Raw genomic sequence first — 17,359 nt, 5'->3', positions numbered from 1 at the left:
CAACGATGTTTGCCCGGCGTGGGCGGGGAGCGGCGCGTAATTAAGTTTATCGCGAGTTCCGCACGCAAAGGAAAGCACTTAATGTGCTTTCCGTCTTGCGCAGGACTGTAGAGCAGGAAACTTAACCCCCACACCCCTCACGCGACGGGCAAACTCGCCTTGTGCTCTATCACGCTAAAGTGTATGATTCTGAACGTTACATGACTCACTTTACTTAACTAAAGTGCCATCAAGGGGGAATACAATGAATGCCGATATGTCTCGTCGTCAGTTTGTTGGTCTAGCCGGCTCGCTCGCCACGGTGCTTGGCCTTGGTCTTGTCGGTTGCGGCGGTGGTGCCGGCAAGGGCTCCGCTGCTGGCTCTGCCGCGGCCAAGGATGTGAAGGGCGCTGCGGAGTCCAAGAAGCTCGTGGTGGGCTTTGATAAGTCCTATCCTCCGTACGGCTTTGTGGGCGACGATGGCGAGTACACCGGCTTTGATCTCGATCTTGCCAAGGCTGTTGCCGATAAGCAGGGCTGGGAGGTCAAATACGAGGCCATCGATTGGGATGCCAAGGACACGCTGCTTAACTCGGGCGCCATCAACTGCATCTGGAACGGCTTTACCATGGAGGGCCGTGAGGACGACTACACGTTCTCCGAGCCGTACATGCTCAACGAGCAGGTGCTGGTGGTCAAGAAGGATGCGGGCATCAAGGGCTGGGACGATCTTGCCGGCAAGACTGTGATTACCCAGACTGATTCCGCTGCGCAGGACGTGCTTGAGGGTGACCAGAAGGATCTGGCAGCGACGTTTGCCACGCTCGACACCATCGGTGAGTACAACACGGCGTTTATGCAGCTCGAGAGCGGCGCGGTCGATGCCGTGGCTTGCGACCTTTCGATTGCCCAGTATCAGCTTGCCGCCAAGCCCGATGCTTATACGCAGCTTGATGAGCCGCTGTCCAGCGAGCACTACGCCGTCGGCTTTAAGAAGGGCGACACCAAGTCGGCCGACGCCGTGACCGAGTCGCTCAAGGCACTCTACGATGACGGTACGGTTAAGGATCTCTGCGACAAGTATTCAAGCTATGGTCTATCTTTCGATAATTGGGTGCTCAAGTAATGTCTATTCAGGTCATGATGCAGATGCTTGGCCAGGGATTCTTGGTCAGTTTGCAGTTGTTTGTGCTGACACTGCTGGGGTCGATTCCGCTGGGAATCCCCGTGGCGTTTATGCGCATGAGCAAAATCGCGCCGCTTCGCTGGATTGCGCGCATCTACATTTCGGTCATGCGCGGTACGCCGCTCATGCTGCAGATGTTTGCCATCTACTTTGCCCCGTACTACGTGTTTGGCATTTCGCTCACGCCCGATTCCAAGTGGACGGCGTGCGTCGTGGCGTTCATCATCAACTACGCCGGTTACTTTGCCGAGATCTATCGCTCGGGCTTGCAGTCCATTCCGCGCGGTCAATACGAGGCTGCCGAGGTGCTGGGCTATTCGCGCGTGCAGACGTTTCTGTATATCGTGATGCCGCAGGTCGCCAAGCGTATTCTGCCGGCGATGGGCAACGAGATCATCACGCTGGTCAAGGACACGTCGCTGGCGTTTGCCATTGGCGTGGGTGAGATGTTCTCGACGGCCAAGGCGCTGGTCGCCTCGCAGGTGAGCATGGTGCCGTTTGCGATCGCGGCGCTGATTTACTGGGTCTTTAATTTCGTCGTCGAGATGCTGCTGGGCGCCGCCGAGAAAAAATTGGATTACTACCATGATTAATTCGGTAATGAATATATCGAACGCGCGTAAGGCGTTTGGCGGCAATGAGGTGCTCAAGGATATCTCGCTTGAGGTGAAGCGTGGCGAGGTCGTGGCGATTATCGGGCCTTCGGGTGGCGGCAAGTCCACGCTGCTGCGGTGTGCCACGCTGCTCGAGACACTCGACGGAGGCTCGCTCTCGTTTGGCGACCTTGCCGTTGCGACGGATGAGGGTTCGGGCGCGGTCTATGCGAAGGGCGATGTGCCCAAGCAGGCGCGCTCGCGATTCGGCCTGGTGTTCCAAAATTACAACCTGTTCCCGCACTATACGGTGATGAAAAACATCACCGATGCGCCGATTCGCGTGCTTAAGCGTCCGCGCGAGCAGGCGGAAGCCCGCGCTCACGAGCTGATTGCACAAATGGGGCTGACGGGCAACGAGAACAAGGTGCCGTGTGAGCTTTCGGGCGGTCAGCAACAGCGTGTGAGTATCGCCCGCGCTCTGGCGCTCGATCCGGAAATCTTATTCTTTGACGAGCCGACCTCGGCGCTCGATCCCGAGCTAACGGCCGAGGTGCTGCGTGTCATTAAAGACCTGGCGGCGCAGAATATGACGATGGTGATCGTGACCCATGCGATGCAGTTTGCGCGCGATGTTGCCGATCGCGTGGTCTTTATGGATGGCGGCCGCATTGTCGAGGAGGGTCCGGCCGAGCAGGTTATCGATCATCCGCGCGAGCAGCGTACCCGTGAGTTCTTGAGCCGTATCGAGGGGTAGGCTCAGCTATTTACTCAACTATTAATTGAGGTGAAGCCGCCGCAGGTCTTACGGCCTGCGGCGGCATTTTATTTGCATCGGCGGGGTTCAATAATCGCCTCGCATGCTCGCCTCCTCCTCTCGCCGCCCGTATTCATACGCGTGCCGAAAGGTCTGCATGGACAGGCGACTGCAAGGGTAGGGTGGTGGCATAGGACATTTGGAGGGTGAGTCGGCTCGGCTGCCGACCGTGCTGCTCCCGGGACGGCATCGACCGCGAACTCTCCCCGTTGGCGTCGCGCATCGCGCGCGACCCTGCAAGGAGGTCATCATGGGTGCTCCCAAGACCGGCAACGTAAGGAACGTGGTGCTCGTAGGCCAAGGCGGGGTGGGCAAGACTTCGCTCGCCGAGGCCATGCTCCACCTTTCCGGCAAGACCGCCCGCCTGGGCGGCCACGACGGCACCAAGCCCACGCTCGACTATGACCCCGAAGAGGTCAAGCGTTCATTCTCCATCTCGACGACCATCGCGCCGATCGACTGGAAGGGCGCGCGCATCAATGTGCTCGATGCCCCGTGCTACCCCGATTTTATCGGCGATGCCTTTGCCGCGATGAGCGTCTGCGAGACGGCTCTGTTTGTGGTCGACGCCGAGGCCGGCCCGCAGCCTACGACGGTTAAGCTCTGGTATGCCGCCGAGGACCTGCGCCTGGCGCGTGCGGTGTTCGTAAACCGCCTGTCGCGCTCCGAGGCCAGCTTTGCGACCACGATGGACCTGCTGCAAGAGCGCTTTGGCACGCGCCTGGGCGCCGTGACCCTTCCCTGGGGCGAGGGCGAGGACTTTGACGGCATCATCGACCTGGTGCGCATGAAGGCGCGCCATTGCAACGGCACCGAAGCCGTTGAGTCGGAGATTCCCGAGGAGTATCGTGCCCAGGCCGAGGAAGCCCATGACCATCTGTGCGAGCTGGTGGCCGAGGCTGACGACGAACTGATGATGAAGTACTTGGAAGGCGAGGAGACGCTGACGCAGGAGGAGCTTGAAGGCCTGCTGTCGAAGGCGATCGCCGAGCGCATCTTTGTGCCGGTCTTTGCGGGCGATTGCATTAAGGAGCAGGGCGTCAACTCGCTGATGGACGACATCGCCACATACTTCCCGGCGCCGACCGACTACGGCGAGATGCCGCTTATCGACGGCGATTCGCTCAAGATTTCAAGCGACGATGATCGTCCGGTGGCGTTTGTGTTTAAGACCCTGGCCGATCCGCAGCAGGGTCGCATCAGCTTTATTAAGGTGCTGACGGGTACGCTTGAGCCGGGCCTTGAGCTGGTCAACGCGCGCACGCGCAAGGGCGACCGTCTGGCTCACCTGTATGTGATGTGCGGCCGCGACATGACCGAGGTCGGTCACGCCTATGCCGGCGACATTATCGTGGCACCCAAGCTGGCGGCCGAGACGGGCGATACGCTCTCGATTACCGGCAAGGTCGAGGCTGCGGCGTTTAAGTTCCCCAACTCGCAGTACCGCATTGCCATCGAGGCCGAGAATCGCGGGGACGAAGAGAAGCTCTACACGTTTATCGAGAAGGCCTGCAAGGCCGATCCGACCATGAGCATCGATCGTGACGAGGAGACCGGCCAGACCATTATCTCCGCCGTGGGTGAGGCGCAGGTTTCGGTGCTGCTCAACCGTTTGGAGGACCGTACCAAGGTCGTGGCCAAGAGCGTGCCGATCCGCATTCCGTATCGCGAGACCATCCGCCGCACGGCGAGCGCCCAGGGCCGCCACAAGAAGCAGACCGGTGGTGCCGGTCAGTACGGCGACTGCTGGCTGCGCGTGGAGCCGCTTATTGGGCCCGACGGCACGAGCGACGGCTACGAGTTTGTGGATGAGGTCGTAGGCGGCCGCATTCCGCGCTCGCTGATTCCCGCCGTGGACAAGGGCGTCCAGGAGACCATGAAGGACGGCATCATTGCCGGCTACCCGCTCACGGGCATTCGCGTGGCTGTGTACGACGGCTCGTATCACAGCGTCGACTCCAACGAGATGGCGTTTCGCGCGGCGGCTCGCATCGGCCTGCGCAAGGCATGTGCCGATGCCGACCCAGTGGTGCTGGAGCCCATCGAGGAAATTACGGTGACTATCCCCGAGAGCTACGCCGGCGCCGTGATGGGCGACATCTCGGCCTCGCGCGGTCGCGTGACGGGCATGGAGACCGATGAGCGCGGCGACACCGTGGTCGTCGCTCAGGCACCTCTCGCCGAGTTGACGGATTACTCGACGCGCCTGCGCTCTATCACGCGCGGCACAGGTGACTTTACCATGAAGCCCGCTGGCTACGAGCAGGTTCCCTATGACGTTCAGGCCAAGCTGGTCGAGCGCTATGAGGAGGGTCGCGCCAAGTAGCGTGTGATTTTGCCTGCAACATATATGCCGATGCAAGGACCGCTCTGGGTAACCCAGGGCGGCCCTTTTTGATCCCTGGGGGACGGAGGAAAACAGATCATCTTTGGGTTACGGGTGGCGCGGTCGGCACTAGTCTCCGGATGCCTGGTTGCGACCGGTGGCGTAGTCGATCTGCACGTGCGGCTGCAGGTTGTAGCAATATACGTGGAAGCAGAGGGTCTTGCCGTGGTCCTCGACCGATTGCGCCTCAAGGCGCACGCCACGGCAGACAAGTTCCTCTTCGTTATACATGGGCGTGACGCGGTAGAGCACATGGTTGCCCGTGTCGCGGATGTAGCCGAGAATCTGCTCTTCAAACGGCAGCATGCCCGTCTCGTTGAGATAGCGCGTGCCGGTGAGGAGATTTTTGCGGTTGGCGTTTTCGCCGCAGAGCGACCAGGCGATGAGGTGGCAGCGGTTGTAGAGGCTCTGGCCTGGAATAAAGTCGTAGCGCTGCTGATGCCAACCGGCAGGGTGGATGCGCGAGATATCGCCGCGCTTGCCCTGGCCGAGCGATTCGGGGCCAACGCAGGCGAGTGCCTTGCGGGTGCGGCCCAGGCTATCGAGCTTGGAGAATTTCTTAAAGCAGCCCTCTTCGGTGGCGCGATCGTATTCATCGAGCGTGAACGACGGCATGCCCAACGGGTGCGTGCTGTCGGCGCGAAGGGCAACGTAGGGGTTGCCGGCGTAGTCGGGAATGCTGCTGAGATAAACACCGCGGGCGCGGTTGAGGTCAGGGTTTTCGACTTCGTTGATGGGGGTGGCGGCGCTTTCCGCGGAGGCAGCGTCACCGGCGTCGGTTGCGACGGATTCAGAGCCATCGCCAGAGTCTTGGCTATTTTGAGAGTCCGGGGAGCTCGCTGTTCCCGATTCGAGCCGGGCGACCAAGTCCGCCTCGTCGTCGGTGCGGCTGGGACTCTCGTTTTGCTTCTCGGCCAGAGCTGCCGCCTGCTCATCGCTTTGCGGCGACAACAACTTGGGCGCTCCGTCGAGCGACCCTGTGAACAGCGCAAACCCCAGCACCATGGCAGTGCCGATGGAAAGTGCTTGCTTGTAGGCGGACTTGCGCGACATTGAGGCTCCTGGATGGACGGTTGGGAATCTACCAGTCTAGCAGGAGCCGGCAGGGGCCGTTCTGTCGAACAAATACTTAAGATTTGAGACAAACGCTACTGATTCATTTGTCCCGCGGTCTAGATCGAGGTGGAGTCGAGCCAGTTGAGCTTGCACTCGAGAATGCGCTGCTCGCCGGGTTCGCTGCTTCCGTCAAGTAGGGCGAGCAGCATCTCGGCTGCTTCGCGACCTTCTTGGTCGACGGGCTCGATGATGGTGGAGACGGTCGGTGTGGTGAGATTAGTCCAGTCTTCGCAGTTGAGTCCCAAAAGGCCGATTTGCTGCGGAAGCAGATGGGCCATTGGCTGGAGGGCCTTGTAGACACGGGGAAGTGCCCACTGATTTTGCACGAAGATAAGGGTTCGCTTGGCGGGATTGAACTTGAATTTAAAGTATTCGGTGAGCTCGTTGATTGACGGCTTGTTGTGATCGATGGGAATCGCTTTGTAGAGCTGCCCGTTCGCTGCCAGCGCCTCGGCATACCCCTGAAAACGCTCCATGCGGGTGCGCATTTCGGTCATGTTGGCGGCAATGGAAAAGAAATCTTCGTAGCCGGCGTCGAGGAGTGCCTGTGTGGCGTTGTACACGCCGTCGTAAAGGTTGGTTTTGATCCAGCTGGTACCTGGGCTATAGATGGCCGCATCGAAAAAGACGACCGGCTTGCCGGCGCGTCTAATGCGGTCATGCACGGCTTTGAAGTTTGCCGTGGGCTGGATGATAAAGCCATCGACGCCCAGCGAGAGCATCTTGTCGACGTACATGAGCTCGGTCTCGGGGTTAAAGTTGCTCGTGCAAACGACCGTCTGGTAGCCCGCGGGGAGCATGACCTGCTCCATGCCATTGAGAACGAGCCCCGCCCATTTGTTGGTGTTATCCAAAATGATGATGGCAATGACGTGGGTTTGCTTGCCGGTGAGCGTCTGCGCTTGGGCGTTGGGAACGTATCCGAGTTCCTTAATGACGCGCGCGATTTTGTTCTGCGTCTTCTCGCTAAGCTTTTCTCGTTTGTCGTTGAGGTAATACGAGACGCTTGCCGTCGAGGTTCCCGCCTCTCGAGCGACGTCTGCGATCGTAACGCGCTGTTTTGCCACAGCGACTCCTTCCGACAGATGAGCATTTTCCAACATGATGACTTTGAGTCTTGGTGAAGGATACGCTTCGGTGAGCGGCTTTTTCCTTTCATATGAGTATGCAACAAATGCGGCATACGGGTGGGGTCGAAATTTGTGACCGGCATGCGCATCTGCCGTCTACCGAGAAAATCAAATACTTCTTGACTTTTGAAATCGAGGGCAAAATCGCAGGATTCATTTTTGGTTAAACGCATAACTAAATCGCATAACCAACGCTCTGACCTGCGCGTTTACCGAAATAAGCTGGCATTAAGAAAAACGAGCACCTATATTGTTCTTGTCGAAAAGACAGCAAGTCCAAACGGCAGGGGATGCTCCGGAGGCCTCCGCAAACGGTGTCTTGCGCACGCAACTCTATGAAAAGAGGGAAGCAATGAAGATCGTAGGCGTTGCCGCCTGTACTGTGGGTATCGCCCACACGTATATGGCCCAGAAGGCGATTCAGGATGAATGCGCCGCCCGTGGCATCGAGTGCAAGGTCGAGGCTCAGGGTGGCCTGGGTATCGAGAATGAGCTCACGCAGGAAGACGTGGACTCCGCCGACCTGGTCCTGGAGTCCGTCGACGTGGGTGTCGAGAACGAGGACCGTTTTGAGCAGAAGATGGCCGAGGGCAAGTTCCTGAAGGTCGGCACCTCGGATGTAATCGCCGATCCGGTAAAGATCATCGACCAGGCCATTGAGATCATCAAGGCGACGGGTGGCGCCGTTGACGCGCCCAAGGCCGAGGCCAAGGCAGAGAAGAAGGCCGTCTCCGCTGCCCCGCAGGCCCCGACACCGGCGTCCAAGCAGTCTATCTTTGCCGATCCTGGCAAGACGCTGCTCAATGCATTCAATACCGGCGTTTCCTATTTTATCCCCATCGTCGTTATCGGCGGCGTGTTTCTTGCCTTCTCGCTGGCATCCGGTACCGCCGGCGCCAACGGCATGGAGGTTACGAACCCGCTGATGGTGAGCCTTAACACCATCGGCATGGCCGGCATCTCCATGATGATCCCGGTGCTTGCGGCATACATCTCCTACTCGATGGCCGGCAAGCCCGCGCTCGCCCCCGGTTTTGTCCTGGGCTACCTGGTCAACAACGCAGTCGTTACCCCTAACGGCAACAGCGTTTCGACCGGCTTCTTGGGCGCCATGATCATGGCGGTCATCTGCGGCTACTTTGTCCGCTGGATGAAGACCTGGAAGGTCAACAACACCATCCAGACCATCATGCCCATCCTGATCATCCCGATTCTGACCTCGCTTGTCCTGGGCATGGCCTATATCTACATCCTGGCCACGCCGCTTGGCTTTGTGATGGACTGGCTCACCGGCGTGCTCGGCAGCCTGCAGGGCGGTTCCGCAGTTGTCCTGGGTCTGGTCATTGGCGTTATGACCGCCTTCGATATGGGTGGCCCCATCAACAAGACCGCCTCGACCTTCACCATGGCCATCATGGCCTCCGGCATCTATGGCCCCAACGGCATGTTCCGCGTCGCCGTCGCCATTCCCCCGATTGCCTGCGGCCTTGCTGCGCTCATCGCCAAGAACAAGTTCGATGACGCCGATCGCCAGATGGGTATCTCCGCACTGTTCATGGGCTGCATCGGCATTACCGAGGGCGCTATCCCCTTCGCGGTCAAGGACCTTGGCCACACCCTGCCCGGCATCTGCATCGGCTCTGCCGTGGGCGCGGCGCTCGCCGCCTTCCAGGGTATCGACTGCTACGTCCCGCACGGTGGCTTTATCGTCGCCCTTGCCACCAACAACGTCGCGCTGTTCTGCCTGGACATCGTGATTGGCGCCGTGGTCGCCGCTGCAATCCTGATTGCCATGAAGCCCACGCTCGACAAGCAGGCCAAGTAAACCTTTAAGGACTCCGGTTGTGCGGAGGGATGGATTTGACTCCGCACAACCGCCCCTACACAACAAAATCCATCCGTACTGATAGGGCCCACATCTGGGTCCCAGGGAACTTTTGTCAAAAATCCTCTGGAGAAGGAGAACAAAATGTCCAACCTCACCATCCGCCAGGCCGTTCAGGGCATGCTCAAACTGCAGGATAGCGGCGATCACGCAACCATGGTCGGCATTGGCCCCATGAGCCCCAACCTGATTCAGGCCGTGTTCGAGCTTGCCAAGGACGAGGATTTCCCGCCCATGTTTATCGCCAGCCGCAACCAGGTCGATATGGACGAGATGGGCGCCGGCTACGTCAACGGTTGGGACCAGACGCGCTTTGCCGCCGACATCAAGAAGGTCGCCGACGAGGTGGGTTACACCGGTCCGTACTACCTGTGCCGAGATCACGGCGGTCCGTGGCAGCGCGACGAGGAGCGTAACGCCCACCTGCCCGAGGACGAGGCCATGGAGCTCGCCCGCAAGTCCTTCGTCGCCGACATGGAGGCAGGCTTTGACCTGCTGATGGTCGACCCCACCAAGGATCCCTATCAGATCGGCAAGGTTATTCCGCTCGACGTGGTGCTTCGCCGCACGATCGATCTTATCGACTACCTTGAGCAGTACCGTCGCGAGCATAACCTGCCCGAGGTCGCCTATGAGGTCGGTACCGAGGAGACCAATGGCGGCTTGACCTCTACCGATAAGTACGAGGAGTTCATTTCTCAGCTGCAGCCCGAGCTCGAGAAGCGCGGCTGCCCCATGCCCACCTTTATCGTCGGCCAGACCGGCACCCTTACCCGCTGGACGGAGCAGGTCGGTCACTACAACTTCAAGAACGCCCGCGAGCTTGCCGATATGGCCAAGCGCTATGGCGTGGGCCTGAAGGAGCACAACGCCGACTATCTGGACGACGCGACGCTGCTCGAGCACATCCCGGCACACGTGACCGCCTCCAACGTCGCTCCGCAGTATGGCACCGAGGAGACCCGCGCCTACCTCAAGCTCTGCGCCACCGAGCAGATCCTGGTCGACAACGGTCTGTGCGATGACCCCTCCGACCTGTATCACACGCTGCTGGTCAAGGCTATCAAGACCGAGCGCTGGCGCAAGTGGATGACTGGCGACGACGTCAACCTGCAGGTCGATGACATCCTTGCCGACGATGAGCTCAGCCTGAAGATCCTGGATGTCTCCGGCCACTATGCGTTCAACGATCCCGAGGTCAAGGAGCAGGTCGAGAAGCTCTATCGCAACCTCGCTGCCCAGGACATCGACGGCAAGCGCTTTGTGATCGAGCACATCAAGCGCCCGATCAAGCAGTACGTCGTCGGTCTTAACCTCAAGGGCGTCACGACCCGCATCGAGGCCGCTCTTGCCGAGTAAGTAGCTTTTCCTACGCGACGCCGGGCCTGGGGCATGTCCCAGCTGCAGGCCCGGCACATGGGACAAAGGGGCAGTCCCTTTGTCCCATTCTTTTGAGTTTTAGCTTCCTTTGAAGGGGTTCACCATGAAGTTCTTTATCGATACCGCCAATCTGGACGAGATTGCCGAGGCCAAGAGCTGGGGCTGCCTGGCCGGTGTTACCACCAACCCGTCCCTGTACGCCAAGACCGGCGGCAAGCTTGCCGACTTTGAGCCCCATATGCTCAAGATTGCCGAGCTCTGCGAGGGTCTGCCCGTGTCTGCCGAGTCCACCGCGACTACTGCCGAGGGCATGATCGAGGAGGGCAAGCGTCTTGCCGCCCTCGCTCCCAACATCGTGGTTAAGCTTCCCGTGTGCGAGGCCGGCCTTGCCGCCTGCCGCGCCCTGGCCGACGCAGGTGTGCGCGTCAACATGACGCTTGTTTTCTCGCCGACCCAGGCCTTGATGGCCGCCAACGCCGGCGCTCGCTACATCAGCCCGTTTGTGGGGCGCTTCGATGACATCGCCGAGGACGGTATCTCGCAGCTCGACAATGTTGTGACTTGCATCAAGAACTATGACTGGACCGGCAAGAACGTCGACGACACCGTTGAGATCATCACCGCTTCGGTCCGCACGCCCAACCATGTGACCCAGGCGGCGCTGCTTGGTGCCGACATTGCGACCGTCCCCATGGCCGCTCTTAAGAAATGCTTGCATCACCCGCTGACCGACCAGGGCCTTGCCTCTTTTGAGGCTGATTGGCAGAAGGTCGTCGCTCAGGCTTAACGAGTGGATTGCCCCGGCATCGCGTCATCCGGTGCCGGGGTTGTTCTCAAGAGAGGAATTCGTATGACCAACCAGGAGCTGGCAAAGGTCGCCAATGAGGTCAGGAAGGGTGTCGTGACTGCGGTTCACGCGGCCAAGTCGGGACATCCGGGTGGATCGCTCGGTGCTGCCGACATCATGACGTATCTGTACTTTGAGGAAATGAATATCGATCCTGCTGACCCTCACAAGGCCGATCGCGATCGCTTTGTGCTCTCCAAGGGTCACGCGGCGCCGGGCCTGTATTCGGTGTTGGCAAATCGCGGCTATTTTCCCGTCGAAGAGCTCGAGACGCTCCGCCATATTGGCAGCCGACTGCAGGGCCATCCCAACATGAACGACACCCCGGGCATCGATATGTCCACCGGATCGCTCGGTCAGGGTATCTCCGCCGCGGTTGGAATGGCACTCGCCGCAAAGCACTGGGGTGACAGCTACCGCGTCTACACGTTGCTGGGCGACGGCGAGTGCGAGGAGGGCCAGGTGTGGGAGGCGGCCATGTTTGCCGGCAACCATGCGCTCGACAATCTTGTTGCCGTCGTCGACCACAACGGCTTGCAGATTGACGGCACGATCGATGAGGTCAACTCGGCCATGCCGCTCGCTGACAAGTTCCGCGCCTTTAAGTGGCATGTGATCGAGCTAGCCGATGGCAACGACATGACACAGATTGAGGCGGCTTTCGCCGAGGCTCGTGAGGTGACCGGCGTGCCCGTCGCTATCATCGCCGAGACGGTGAAGGGCAAAGGCGTCTCCTTTATGGAGAACCAGGTTGGCTGGCATGGCAAGGCGCCCAACGATGAACAGTTTGAGCAGGCCATGGCCGAGCTTGCGGCAGCAGGAGAGGAGCTCTAATGGCAGAGGTCAAAAAAGTCGCCACGCGCGTAAGCTACGGCGAGGCGCTCGTCGAGCTGGGCAATGAGCACGATGACTTTGTAGTGCTCGATGCCGACCTGGCTGCCGCTACGCAGACGGGTAAGTTTAAGGCTGCGCACCCTGAGCGCTTCTACGATGCCGGCATTGCCGAGAGCAACTTGATGGGGCTCGCCGCCGGCATTGCGACCACGGGCCACGTCGCCTTTGCGAGCACCTTTGCCATGTTCGCCGCCGGCCGCGCGTACGAACAAGTGCGTAATTCCATTGGCTATCCGCACCTCAACGTCAAAATCGGTGCCACGCATGCGGGTATCTCGGTCGGTGAAGACGGCGCCACGCATCAGTGCTGCGAGGACATCGCGCTCATGCGCACGATCCCGGGTATGACGGTAATCGTTCCCGCCGATGACATCGAGGCTCGCGCTTGCGTGCGCGCCGCCTATGAGTTTGAGGGACCGGTCTACATGCGCTTCGGACGCCTGGCAACGCCGGTCATTAACGATCACGAGGACTATGAGTTCAAGATTGGTCGCGGCGTGGTCGTGCGCGAGGGGTCCGATGTGACCATCATCGCTTGTGGCCTTATGGTCGCCGAGGCGCTTGAGGCTGCCGAGGCGCTCGCTGCCGATGGTATCGATGCCGAGGTCATCAATATGCACACGATCAAGCCGCTCGATGAGCGCCTGGTGGTTGCCAGCGCCAAGAAGACCGGTCGTGTGGTCACTGCCGAGGAGCATTCGATTATCGGTGGTCTTGGCGAGGCCGTGGCCTCGGTGCTCGCGGAGCAGCATCCGGTGCCGATGCGTCGCGTCGGCGTGCGCGATGTGTATGGCGAGTCCGGCCCTGCGGTCGATTTGCTGCACAAGTACGGTTTGGACGCCGACGGCATCGAAGCTGCGGTCAGGTCCGTGTTGTAAGGAAGGTTTCCATGGGATTTGTATCTGCCAACCAAGTGACAATCGGGTATACCGCCGCCTCGCGCGAGGACGCCCTACATTATTTGTCCGAGCAGGCCATCGAGCTCGGCTTTGCCGATGACGCATCTGCCGTAGAGGCCGCCTTCATTGCTCGCGAGAACGAGGCCGAGACCGGCCTTGTCGCCGGTTTTGCCGTTCCGCATGCCAAAAGCGACGCGATCCACACGCCGGGCGTTGCCGTGCTTAAACTGACCGAGCCCGTTGAATGGCCGAGCTTCGATGGGGTGCCCGTCGATGTTGCGCTCGCGCTGTACGTGCCTGCCGGCGAGGCTGGAACCACGCATCTGCGCCTGCTCTCCAAGGCTGCCGTAATGCTGATGGACGCCGGCTTCCGCGACAAGGTGCGCGCGAGCACCGATCCCGTTGAGATTGCGGAGCTCATCAATAGCGGACTCGAAGACTAGAACGGTCATCCCGTTCAATCAATCGATCCTTCTCCAAGGAAAAGGGCCGCGACGCCATATAGGTGTCGCGGCCCTGTTTGCGTTTCCCCAGATAAAACCTGCCAAAATAAACCTATCCCTTTTTGGCAGGCTAATCGTGAGTTATTTCACCGCAACTTAGGGCACGGTTAGGAAGTGTGCACCTTAAAGAGTGGAGCCCTTGATTAGAGAGGTCGCGCTCATCTCTCTAAATGTCTCTCTAAAGAGAAGGTTGGTTAGAGAGATAGCATTAGGCAATCTAGCAGCGAATTCGATACATCTCTCTTAATGTCTCTCTAAAACAAGGCGCTTATCTCTCTAAAGTTAGAGAGATAAGCGCCTTGTTTTAGAGAGACGGAATGCCAAAATTCGTCCGTCAGCTACCATCTGCCAAAAATGACGGATAAAGGGCTCATCGAAGTAATGGGTTCATCGACGAGCCGCAACCGCCGCTATCGGAAGAAGTAGATGCAGCCGAATTGCCCCTCTATCGTCTCTCGAAGTTTGATGGGTGCTAGAGGGGCGACTGCCTCGCGATATTTTCCCAAGATAAAACCTGCCAAAACAAACCTGTCCCTTATTGACAGGTCAGTTAACGCAGTCCAGGTTGAGCATATGTGCCCGGAGCCCGCGCAGCGCCGAGCAGTTACGCCGTTTGTAAAACGGCGTAATCTAAAGGTTCATGTTGCCGTGGATGTAGGGGGTGACCTCGGGGGAGATGTGGCCGCAGCCCAGCTCGCGCAGCGCGGACTCGGTAGCGGCGGGCAGTGGGGCCTTGCCCTCGGCATCGACGGCGCCGCCGCCGAGGGCGGCGATCTTGGCGACATCTGCGGGCGCGGCCTCGATGTGCATGCAGCCGCCGACCAAGCGCGCGCGAACCTGCGCCAGACCAAGTTCGTGCAGGTAATCCTCGCAGGCGCGGATTAAATCGACCTTCTCGCGCGTAAGCTCCTCGCCCGTGGGGACGCGCGTGGCAAGACAGGCTCCCGCCGGCAGGTTCCAAACGGGATAGCCCCATGCGCGCAGCAGCTCGCGCTCTTCGTCCTTGGTAAAGCCGACCTCCATAAGAGGGGAGCGTACGCCGAGCTCTTCTGCCGCGCGCATGCCGGGGCGGTAGTCGCCGCGATCGCTTGCATTGCTGCCATCGATGACGGTGGGAAAGCCGAGCGACTTGGCGTGGTTGACGATAGCGGTAAAGCCGGCGTGCTTACAGTGGTAGCAGCGATTAGCATCGTTGCAGGCTACTTGGGGGAGCTGCAACTGATCGACCGAAAGATTGAGCACAGGGAGCTTAAAATGTGGCTCCTCATCGGCTTGCCCGTCAACGGATCGCTCAAACGAAGCCTGTTCGGGCGTGCCGATGAGCGGCGTGGTGAGGTGGACGAGAAGCGTGCTGACAGGCATGATGCGGGCGCAGACCGCGGCCAAAAAGCTGCTGTCGACGCCGCCGGAAAAGCCGATGGCAACGCGTCCGTATGCCAAAAGCAGCTGCTCGAGCTCTGCGAGTTTATCCTGAAGCTCCTTTGCAGGTGCGGTGGTGTCTGAAAGCATGAAACGTTCCTTATCATCGATTGCTCGGTCGAAAACTATAATCCTATCGAGCCGCTTGTCATAAGACTTCTATCTATGTAACGAAAGTGCAATATGGTATATACGTTATATACAAGTTGCTAAATGCGGTAGAGTTGCGGTAATGCGATAGCGAGAGCCGATGGGGGACCGATATGATCAAGGCTGTTATTTTTGACATGGACGGAACGCTGGTCGATACCGAGCGTTTGGGCATTAAGGCATGGAAGGCGGGCGCTGCCGAGCTGGGGGTCGCGATTGATGAAGCGCTGATCCATCAGTTTATCGGTCGCACGCTGCCCGATGTTATGGACCTCCTTGATAAGCATTATGGCAGCCACGAAACCACCGAGGCGGTCTATGCCCGTCACAAGGAGATTCGCGACGAGATGGTCAAGACCGAACTGGAGCTTAAGGCCGGCGCCTCCGAGTGCATAGACGAGCTGCTGGCTGCGGGCTATCACGTGGGTCTAGCGACGTCGTCGCGCCTCGTTACGGCCGAGCGCAACCTTAAGATGGTCGGTCTTTTTGACAAGTTTGAAACGGTGACCTGTGGCGAGGACGTCGTGCACGGTAAGCCCGACCCCGAGATGTATCTGCTCGCCTGCGAGCGCGCGGGCTTTGCCCCCGAGGAGTGCGCCGTGGTCGAGGATTCGCGCAACGGCTGCGTCTCGGGCATCACGGCCGGCTGCCATGTCTTTGCCGTGCCCGATATCGTGCCGCTGCCGCAGGATGTGGTGGATGGCTGCGAGGCCGTGCTCGATACGTTGTTTGATCTGGCGGCGGCGGTCAAGGCTGTGCACTAGGCAATTGCGGCGTTGAAGCGAGAAATTGGCCGTCTTTGCACTTAAGCAAAAGAGGTCCGGCAATGGTCGGGCCTCTTTTGCTTAGGCGGCGTTTTGGCATACTGGCCGACGCGCTATAGATACGCGCCTAGGTTGATGGCGGTGGCTTCGGCGTGGCTGCTCGCCTGGGTGCTGGCTCGCTCGAGGAGGAACGGCCGCACGAGTTCTTGGCGGTTGATATCCTCGGCGGCCGTGACTGCGGTGACGGTGCGCGCTGCAGAGCCGACGCGGATATGCTTGGTCTTTGCCGGGGCTTTGTTCTCAATCTGCTCCATCAGCAACTGAACGCCCTTGCGGCCAATTTCGTAACCCGGCGGCGCCACGGTGGTGAGGGGAACCGACCCGCTCCAGGCGAGTGGGTTGCCGTCGCATCCGGCCACGCGAACCTGCTCGGGGACGGAGATGCCTTTGTCGACCAATGCCGAGATAACGCCCGAGGCTAACACGTCGGTCAGGCCGACGACAAAATCGGGGCGTTCGTCGGCAGGGCGCCCGGCAATCTGAGCGCCAATGCTGTAGCCGTCGGCTGCGGTATTCCACTCTCCGGCGTCAATGACTTCAATTTTGATATCGGGATGCAGGGCGAGGGCCTTGTGAATGCCAAGTACGCGCAGGGTGAGCTGCATGAATGCCGCTCTGCCCACAACGGTGATATGGCGTGCGCCGCGGGCGACGGCGAGCTCGGCGATAATGCGCCCCTGCGCCTCGTTGTCGGCGGCCACGTAGTAACCGGGCTCGGAGCAGTGGATGTCCAGATAGACGATCGGCACGGGCATCTTGGTCGTTGCGGGGCGCCAGTCGGGGGACGCCATGGGCTGAACCATGACGCCGGACATTTGCGTGCCCATAAAGTAGCGCAGGTAATGGTCCTGGAGAATATCGTCGTTATCGGCGTTGGCGATGAGCAGGTCGTAACCGTGCTTGCGGGCCTCGTTATGGGCGCCGCTGGCAATTTGGAGCGAAAAACCGTGGTCGAGACGGGGAAGGACCAGGCCAAAGGACTTGGTGGTGCCGCCCGCGAGCTGACGGGCGCTTTGGTTGGGCAGGTAGCCAAGGCGATTGATGGTCTCGTTGATGAGTTTGAGGGTCTCGGGGCGCAGCTTTTCGGGGTGGTTGAGTGCGTTGGAAACCGTGCCCAACGAAACCCCGGCCTCGCGCGCGACGTCGCTGATTTTTACCTTTGCCATAGCGGCCCCTTTGATGCGTTTCAAGTACAAGCCAGATTGTAGCATCGCCCGCCTCTGAGGTGTCAAAACCTGCCAATTAGGGACAGGTTTATTTTGGCAGGTTTTATCTGGGCAAACGCTGGAGCCCAGGCCACCACAAAGGCGCCTGTCCCCATCGTGGTGGTTTGGGCATGTGTGCATCGAGT

At 59.7% G+C, this 17,359-nt stretch carries 15 protein-coding genes; 11 read left to right on the top strand and 4 right to left on the bottom strand.

Translation table 11 applies throughout. The features are described from left to right. Positions 1 to 244 precede the first annotated feature (244 nt). The 4 genes from ACESWY_RS06995 to ACESWY_RS06980 all read left to right on the top strand — a co-directional run bounded on the left by ACESWY_RS06995 (position 245) and on the right by ACESWY_RS06980 (position 4,901). Entirely contained in the window at positions 245 to 1,105 is an 861-nt protein-coding gene (locus ACESWY_RS06995) for a transporter substrate-binding domain-containing protein (protein WP_373093529.1), read from the top strand. Continuing rightward, positions 1,105 to 1,758, top strand: coding sequence for an amino acid ABC transporter permease (locus ACESWY_RS06990; protein WP_006235606.1), 654 nt, complete (start codon positions 1,105 to 1,107; stop codon positions 1,756 to 1,758). Before ACESWY_RS06995 ends, ACESWY_RS06990 begins: the two co-directional genes overlap by 1 nt. After that, the gene (locus tag ACESWY_RS06985; protein WP_161115409.1) at positions 1,751 to 2,515 is read left to right on the top strand and encodes an amino acid ABC transporter ATP-binding protein; all 765 of its coding nucleotides are present in this window, start codon (positions 1,751 to 1,753) and stop codon (positions 2,513 to 2,515) included. The genes ACESWY_RS06990 and ACESWY_RS06985 overlap by 8 nt, the downstream gene beginning before the upstream one ends. Before the next feature lie 310 nt (positions 2,516 to 2,825). Beyond that, positions 2,826 to 4,901 carry an elongation factor G gene (locus ACESWY_RS06980; RefSeq protein ID WP_373093527.1) on the top strand — a complete coding sequence of 692 codons (2,076 nt, stop codon included), beginning with the start codon at positions 2,826 to 2,828 and terminating at the stop codon, positions 4,899 to 4,901. Positions 4,902 to 5,030: 129 nt separating this feature from the next. Here ACESWY_RS06980 and ACESWY_RS06975 read toward each other — a convergent pair whose 3' ends face one another. Then, positions 5,031 to 6,014, bottom strand: a complete 984-nt coding sequence (locus ACESWY_RS06975; protein WP_373093525.1) for a DNA/RNA non-specific endonuclease — start codon at positions 6,012 to 6,014, stop codon at positions 5,031 to 5,033. 119 nt (positions 6,015 to 6,133) lie between these two features. Then, positions 6,134 to 7,144 (bottom strand): LacI family DNA-binding transcriptional regulator, encoded by a 1,011-nt coding sequence (locus ACESWY_RS06970; RefSeq protein WP_040359542.1) that lies wholly within the window; start codon positions 7,142 to 7,144, stop codon positions 6,134 to 6,136. A 415-nt stretch (positions 7,145 to 7,559) separates the two neighbouring features. Between ACESWY_RS06970 and ACESWY_RS06965 the strand changes: the two genes are divergently transcribed. From ACESWY_RS06965 to ACESWY_RS06940, 6 genes are all read left to right on the top strand, one after another. Then, complete coding sequence (locus ACESWY_RS06965) at positions 7,560 to 9,032, top strand: PTS fructose transporter subunit IIC (protein WP_070097550.1); 1,473 nt, start codon at positions 7,560 to 7,562, stop codon at positions 9,030 to 9,032. Positions 9,033 to 9,176: 144 nt separating this feature from the next. Next, positions 9,177 to 10,451, top strand: a complete 1,275-nt coding sequence (locus tag ACESWY_RS06960) for a class II D-tagatose-bisphosphate aldolase non-catalytic subunit (RefSeq protein ID WP_195192740.1) — start codon at positions 9,177 to 9,179, stop codon at positions 10,449 to 10,451. 124 nt (positions 10,452 to 10,575) lie between these two features. Next, a complete protein-coding gene (gene fsa, locus ACESWY_RS06955) occupies positions 10,576 to 11,259 on the top strand; it encodes a fructose-6-phosphate aldolase (RefSeq protein WP_006235616.1) in 684 nt (227 codons plus the stop codon). A gap of 63 nt (positions 11,260 to 11,322) precedes the next feature. Beyond that, a complete protein-coding gene (locus ACESWY_RS06950; protein WP_138375050.1) occupies positions 11,323 to 12,153 on the top strand; it encodes a transketolase in 831 nt (276 codons plus the stop codon). Then, on the top strand, positions 12,153 to 13,091 hold the full coding sequence (locus ACESWY_RS06945; protein WP_138375051.1) for a transketolase family protein: 939 nt from the start codon (positions 12,153 to 12,155) through the stop codon (positions 13,089 to 13,091). The genes ACESWY_RS06950 and ACESWY_RS06945 overlap by 1 nt, the downstream gene beginning before the upstream one ends. A gap of 11 nt (positions 13,092 to 13,102) precedes the next feature. After that, complete coding sequence (locus tag ACESWY_RS06940; RefSeq protein WP_055310174.1) at positions 13,103 to 13,555, top strand: PTS sugar transporter subunit IIA; 453 nt, start codon at positions 13,103 to 13,105, stop codon at positions 13,553 to 13,555. Between the two features lie 690 nt (positions 13,556 to 14,245). Here the strand turns inward: ACESWY_RS06940 and larE are convergent. After that, on the bottom strand, positions 14,246 to 15,124 hold the full coding sequence (gene larE / locus ACESWY_RS06935; RefSeq protein ID WP_373093520.1) for an ATP-dependent sacrificial sulfur transferase LarE: 879 nt from the start codon (positions 15,122 to 15,124) through the stop codon (positions 14,246 to 14,248). Between the two features lie 173 nt (positions 15,125 to 15,297). On the opposite strand from larE, the gene ACESWY_RS06930 reads away from it, so the two are divergent. Beyond that, complete coding sequence (locus ACESWY_RS06930) at positions 15,298 to 15,948, top strand: HAD family hydrolase (RefSeq protein ID WP_373093518.1); 651 nt, start codon at positions 15,298 to 15,300, stop codon at positions 15,946 to 15,948. Positions 15,949 to 16,061: 113 nt separating this feature from the next. Here the strand turns inward: ACESWY_RS06930 and ACESWY_RS06925 are convergent, their stop codons facing one another. Further along, entirely contained in the window at positions 16,062 to 17,174 is a 1,113-nt protein-coding gene (locus tag ACESWY_RS06925; protein ID WP_373093516.1) for a LacI family DNA-binding transcriptional regulator, read from the bottom strand. Between the last annotated feature and the right edge of the window lie 185 nt (positions 17,175 to 17,359).

The sequence above is a fragment of the Collinsella aerofaciens ATCC 25986 genome (assembly GCF_964237925.1).
GTDB lineage: Bacteria > Actinomycetota > Coriobacteriia > Coriobacteriales > Coriobacteriaceae > Collinsella > Collinsella aerofaciens_BJ.
Note: the sequence above shows the minus strand (reverse complement) of the source record. Positions and strands in the feature narration are given on the sequence as shown.

Excerpts from the sequence above, each read along its gene's own strand:
- ACESWY_RS06980 (WP_373093527.1), top strand. The coding sequence starts at position 2,826 with ATGGGTGCTCCCAAGACCGGCAACGTAAGGAACGTGGTGCTCGTAGGC.
- ACESWY_RS06940 (WP_055310174.1), top strand. The coding sequence starts at position 13,103 with ATGGGATTTGTATCTGCCAACCAAGTGACAATCGGGTATACCGCCGCC.
- ACESWY_RS06985 (WP_161115409.1), top strand. The coding sequence starts at position 1,751 with ATGATTAATTCGGTAATGAATATATCGAACGCGCGTAAGGCGTTTGGC.
- ACESWY_RS06950 (WP_138375050.1), top strand. The coding sequence starts at position 11,323 with ATGACCAACCAGGAGCTGGCAAAGGTCGCCAATGAGGTCAGGAAGGGT.
- ACESWY_RS06930 (WP_373093518.1), top strand. The coding sequence starts at position 15,298 with ATGATCAAGGCTGTTATTTTTGACATGGACGGAACGCTGGTCGATACC.
- ACESWY_RS06995 (WP_373093529.1), top strand. The coding sequence starts at position 245 with ATGAATGCCGATATGTCTCGTCGTCAGTTTGTTGGTCTAGCCGGCTCG.
- ACESWY_RS06960 (WP_195192740.1), top strand. The coding sequence starts at position 9,177 with ATGTCCAACCTCACCATCCGCCAGGCCGTTCAGGGCATGCTCAAACTG.
- larE (WP_373093520.1), bottom strand. The coding sequence starts at position 15,124 with ATGCTTTCAGACACCACCGCACCTGCAAAGGAGCTTCAGGATAAACTC.
- fsa (WP_006235616.1), top strand. The coding sequence starts at position 10,576 with ATGAAGTTCTTTATCGATACCGCCAATCTGGACGAGATTGCCGAGGCC.
- ACESWY_RS06990 (WP_006235606.1), top strand. The coding sequence starts at position 1,105 with ATGTCTATTCAGGTCATGATGCAGATGCTTGGCCAGGGATTCTTGGTC.
- ACESWY_RS06965 (WP_070097550.1), top strand. The coding sequence starts at position 7,560 with ATGAAGATCGTAGGCGTTGCCGCCTGTACTGTGGGTATCGCCCACACG.
- ACESWY_RS06945 (WP_138375051.1), top strand. The coding sequence starts at position 12,153 with ATGGCAGAGGTCAAAAAAGTCGCCACGCGCGTAAGCTACGGCGAGGCG.
- ACESWY_RS06925 (WP_373093516.1), bottom strand. The coding sequence starts at position 17,174 with ATGGCAAAGGTAAAAATCAGCGACGTCGCGCGCGAGGCCGGGGTTTCG.
- ACESWY_RS06975 (WP_373093525.1), bottom strand. The coding sequence starts at position 6,014 with ATGTCGCGCAAGTCCGCCTACAAGCAAGCACTTTCCATCGGCACTGCC.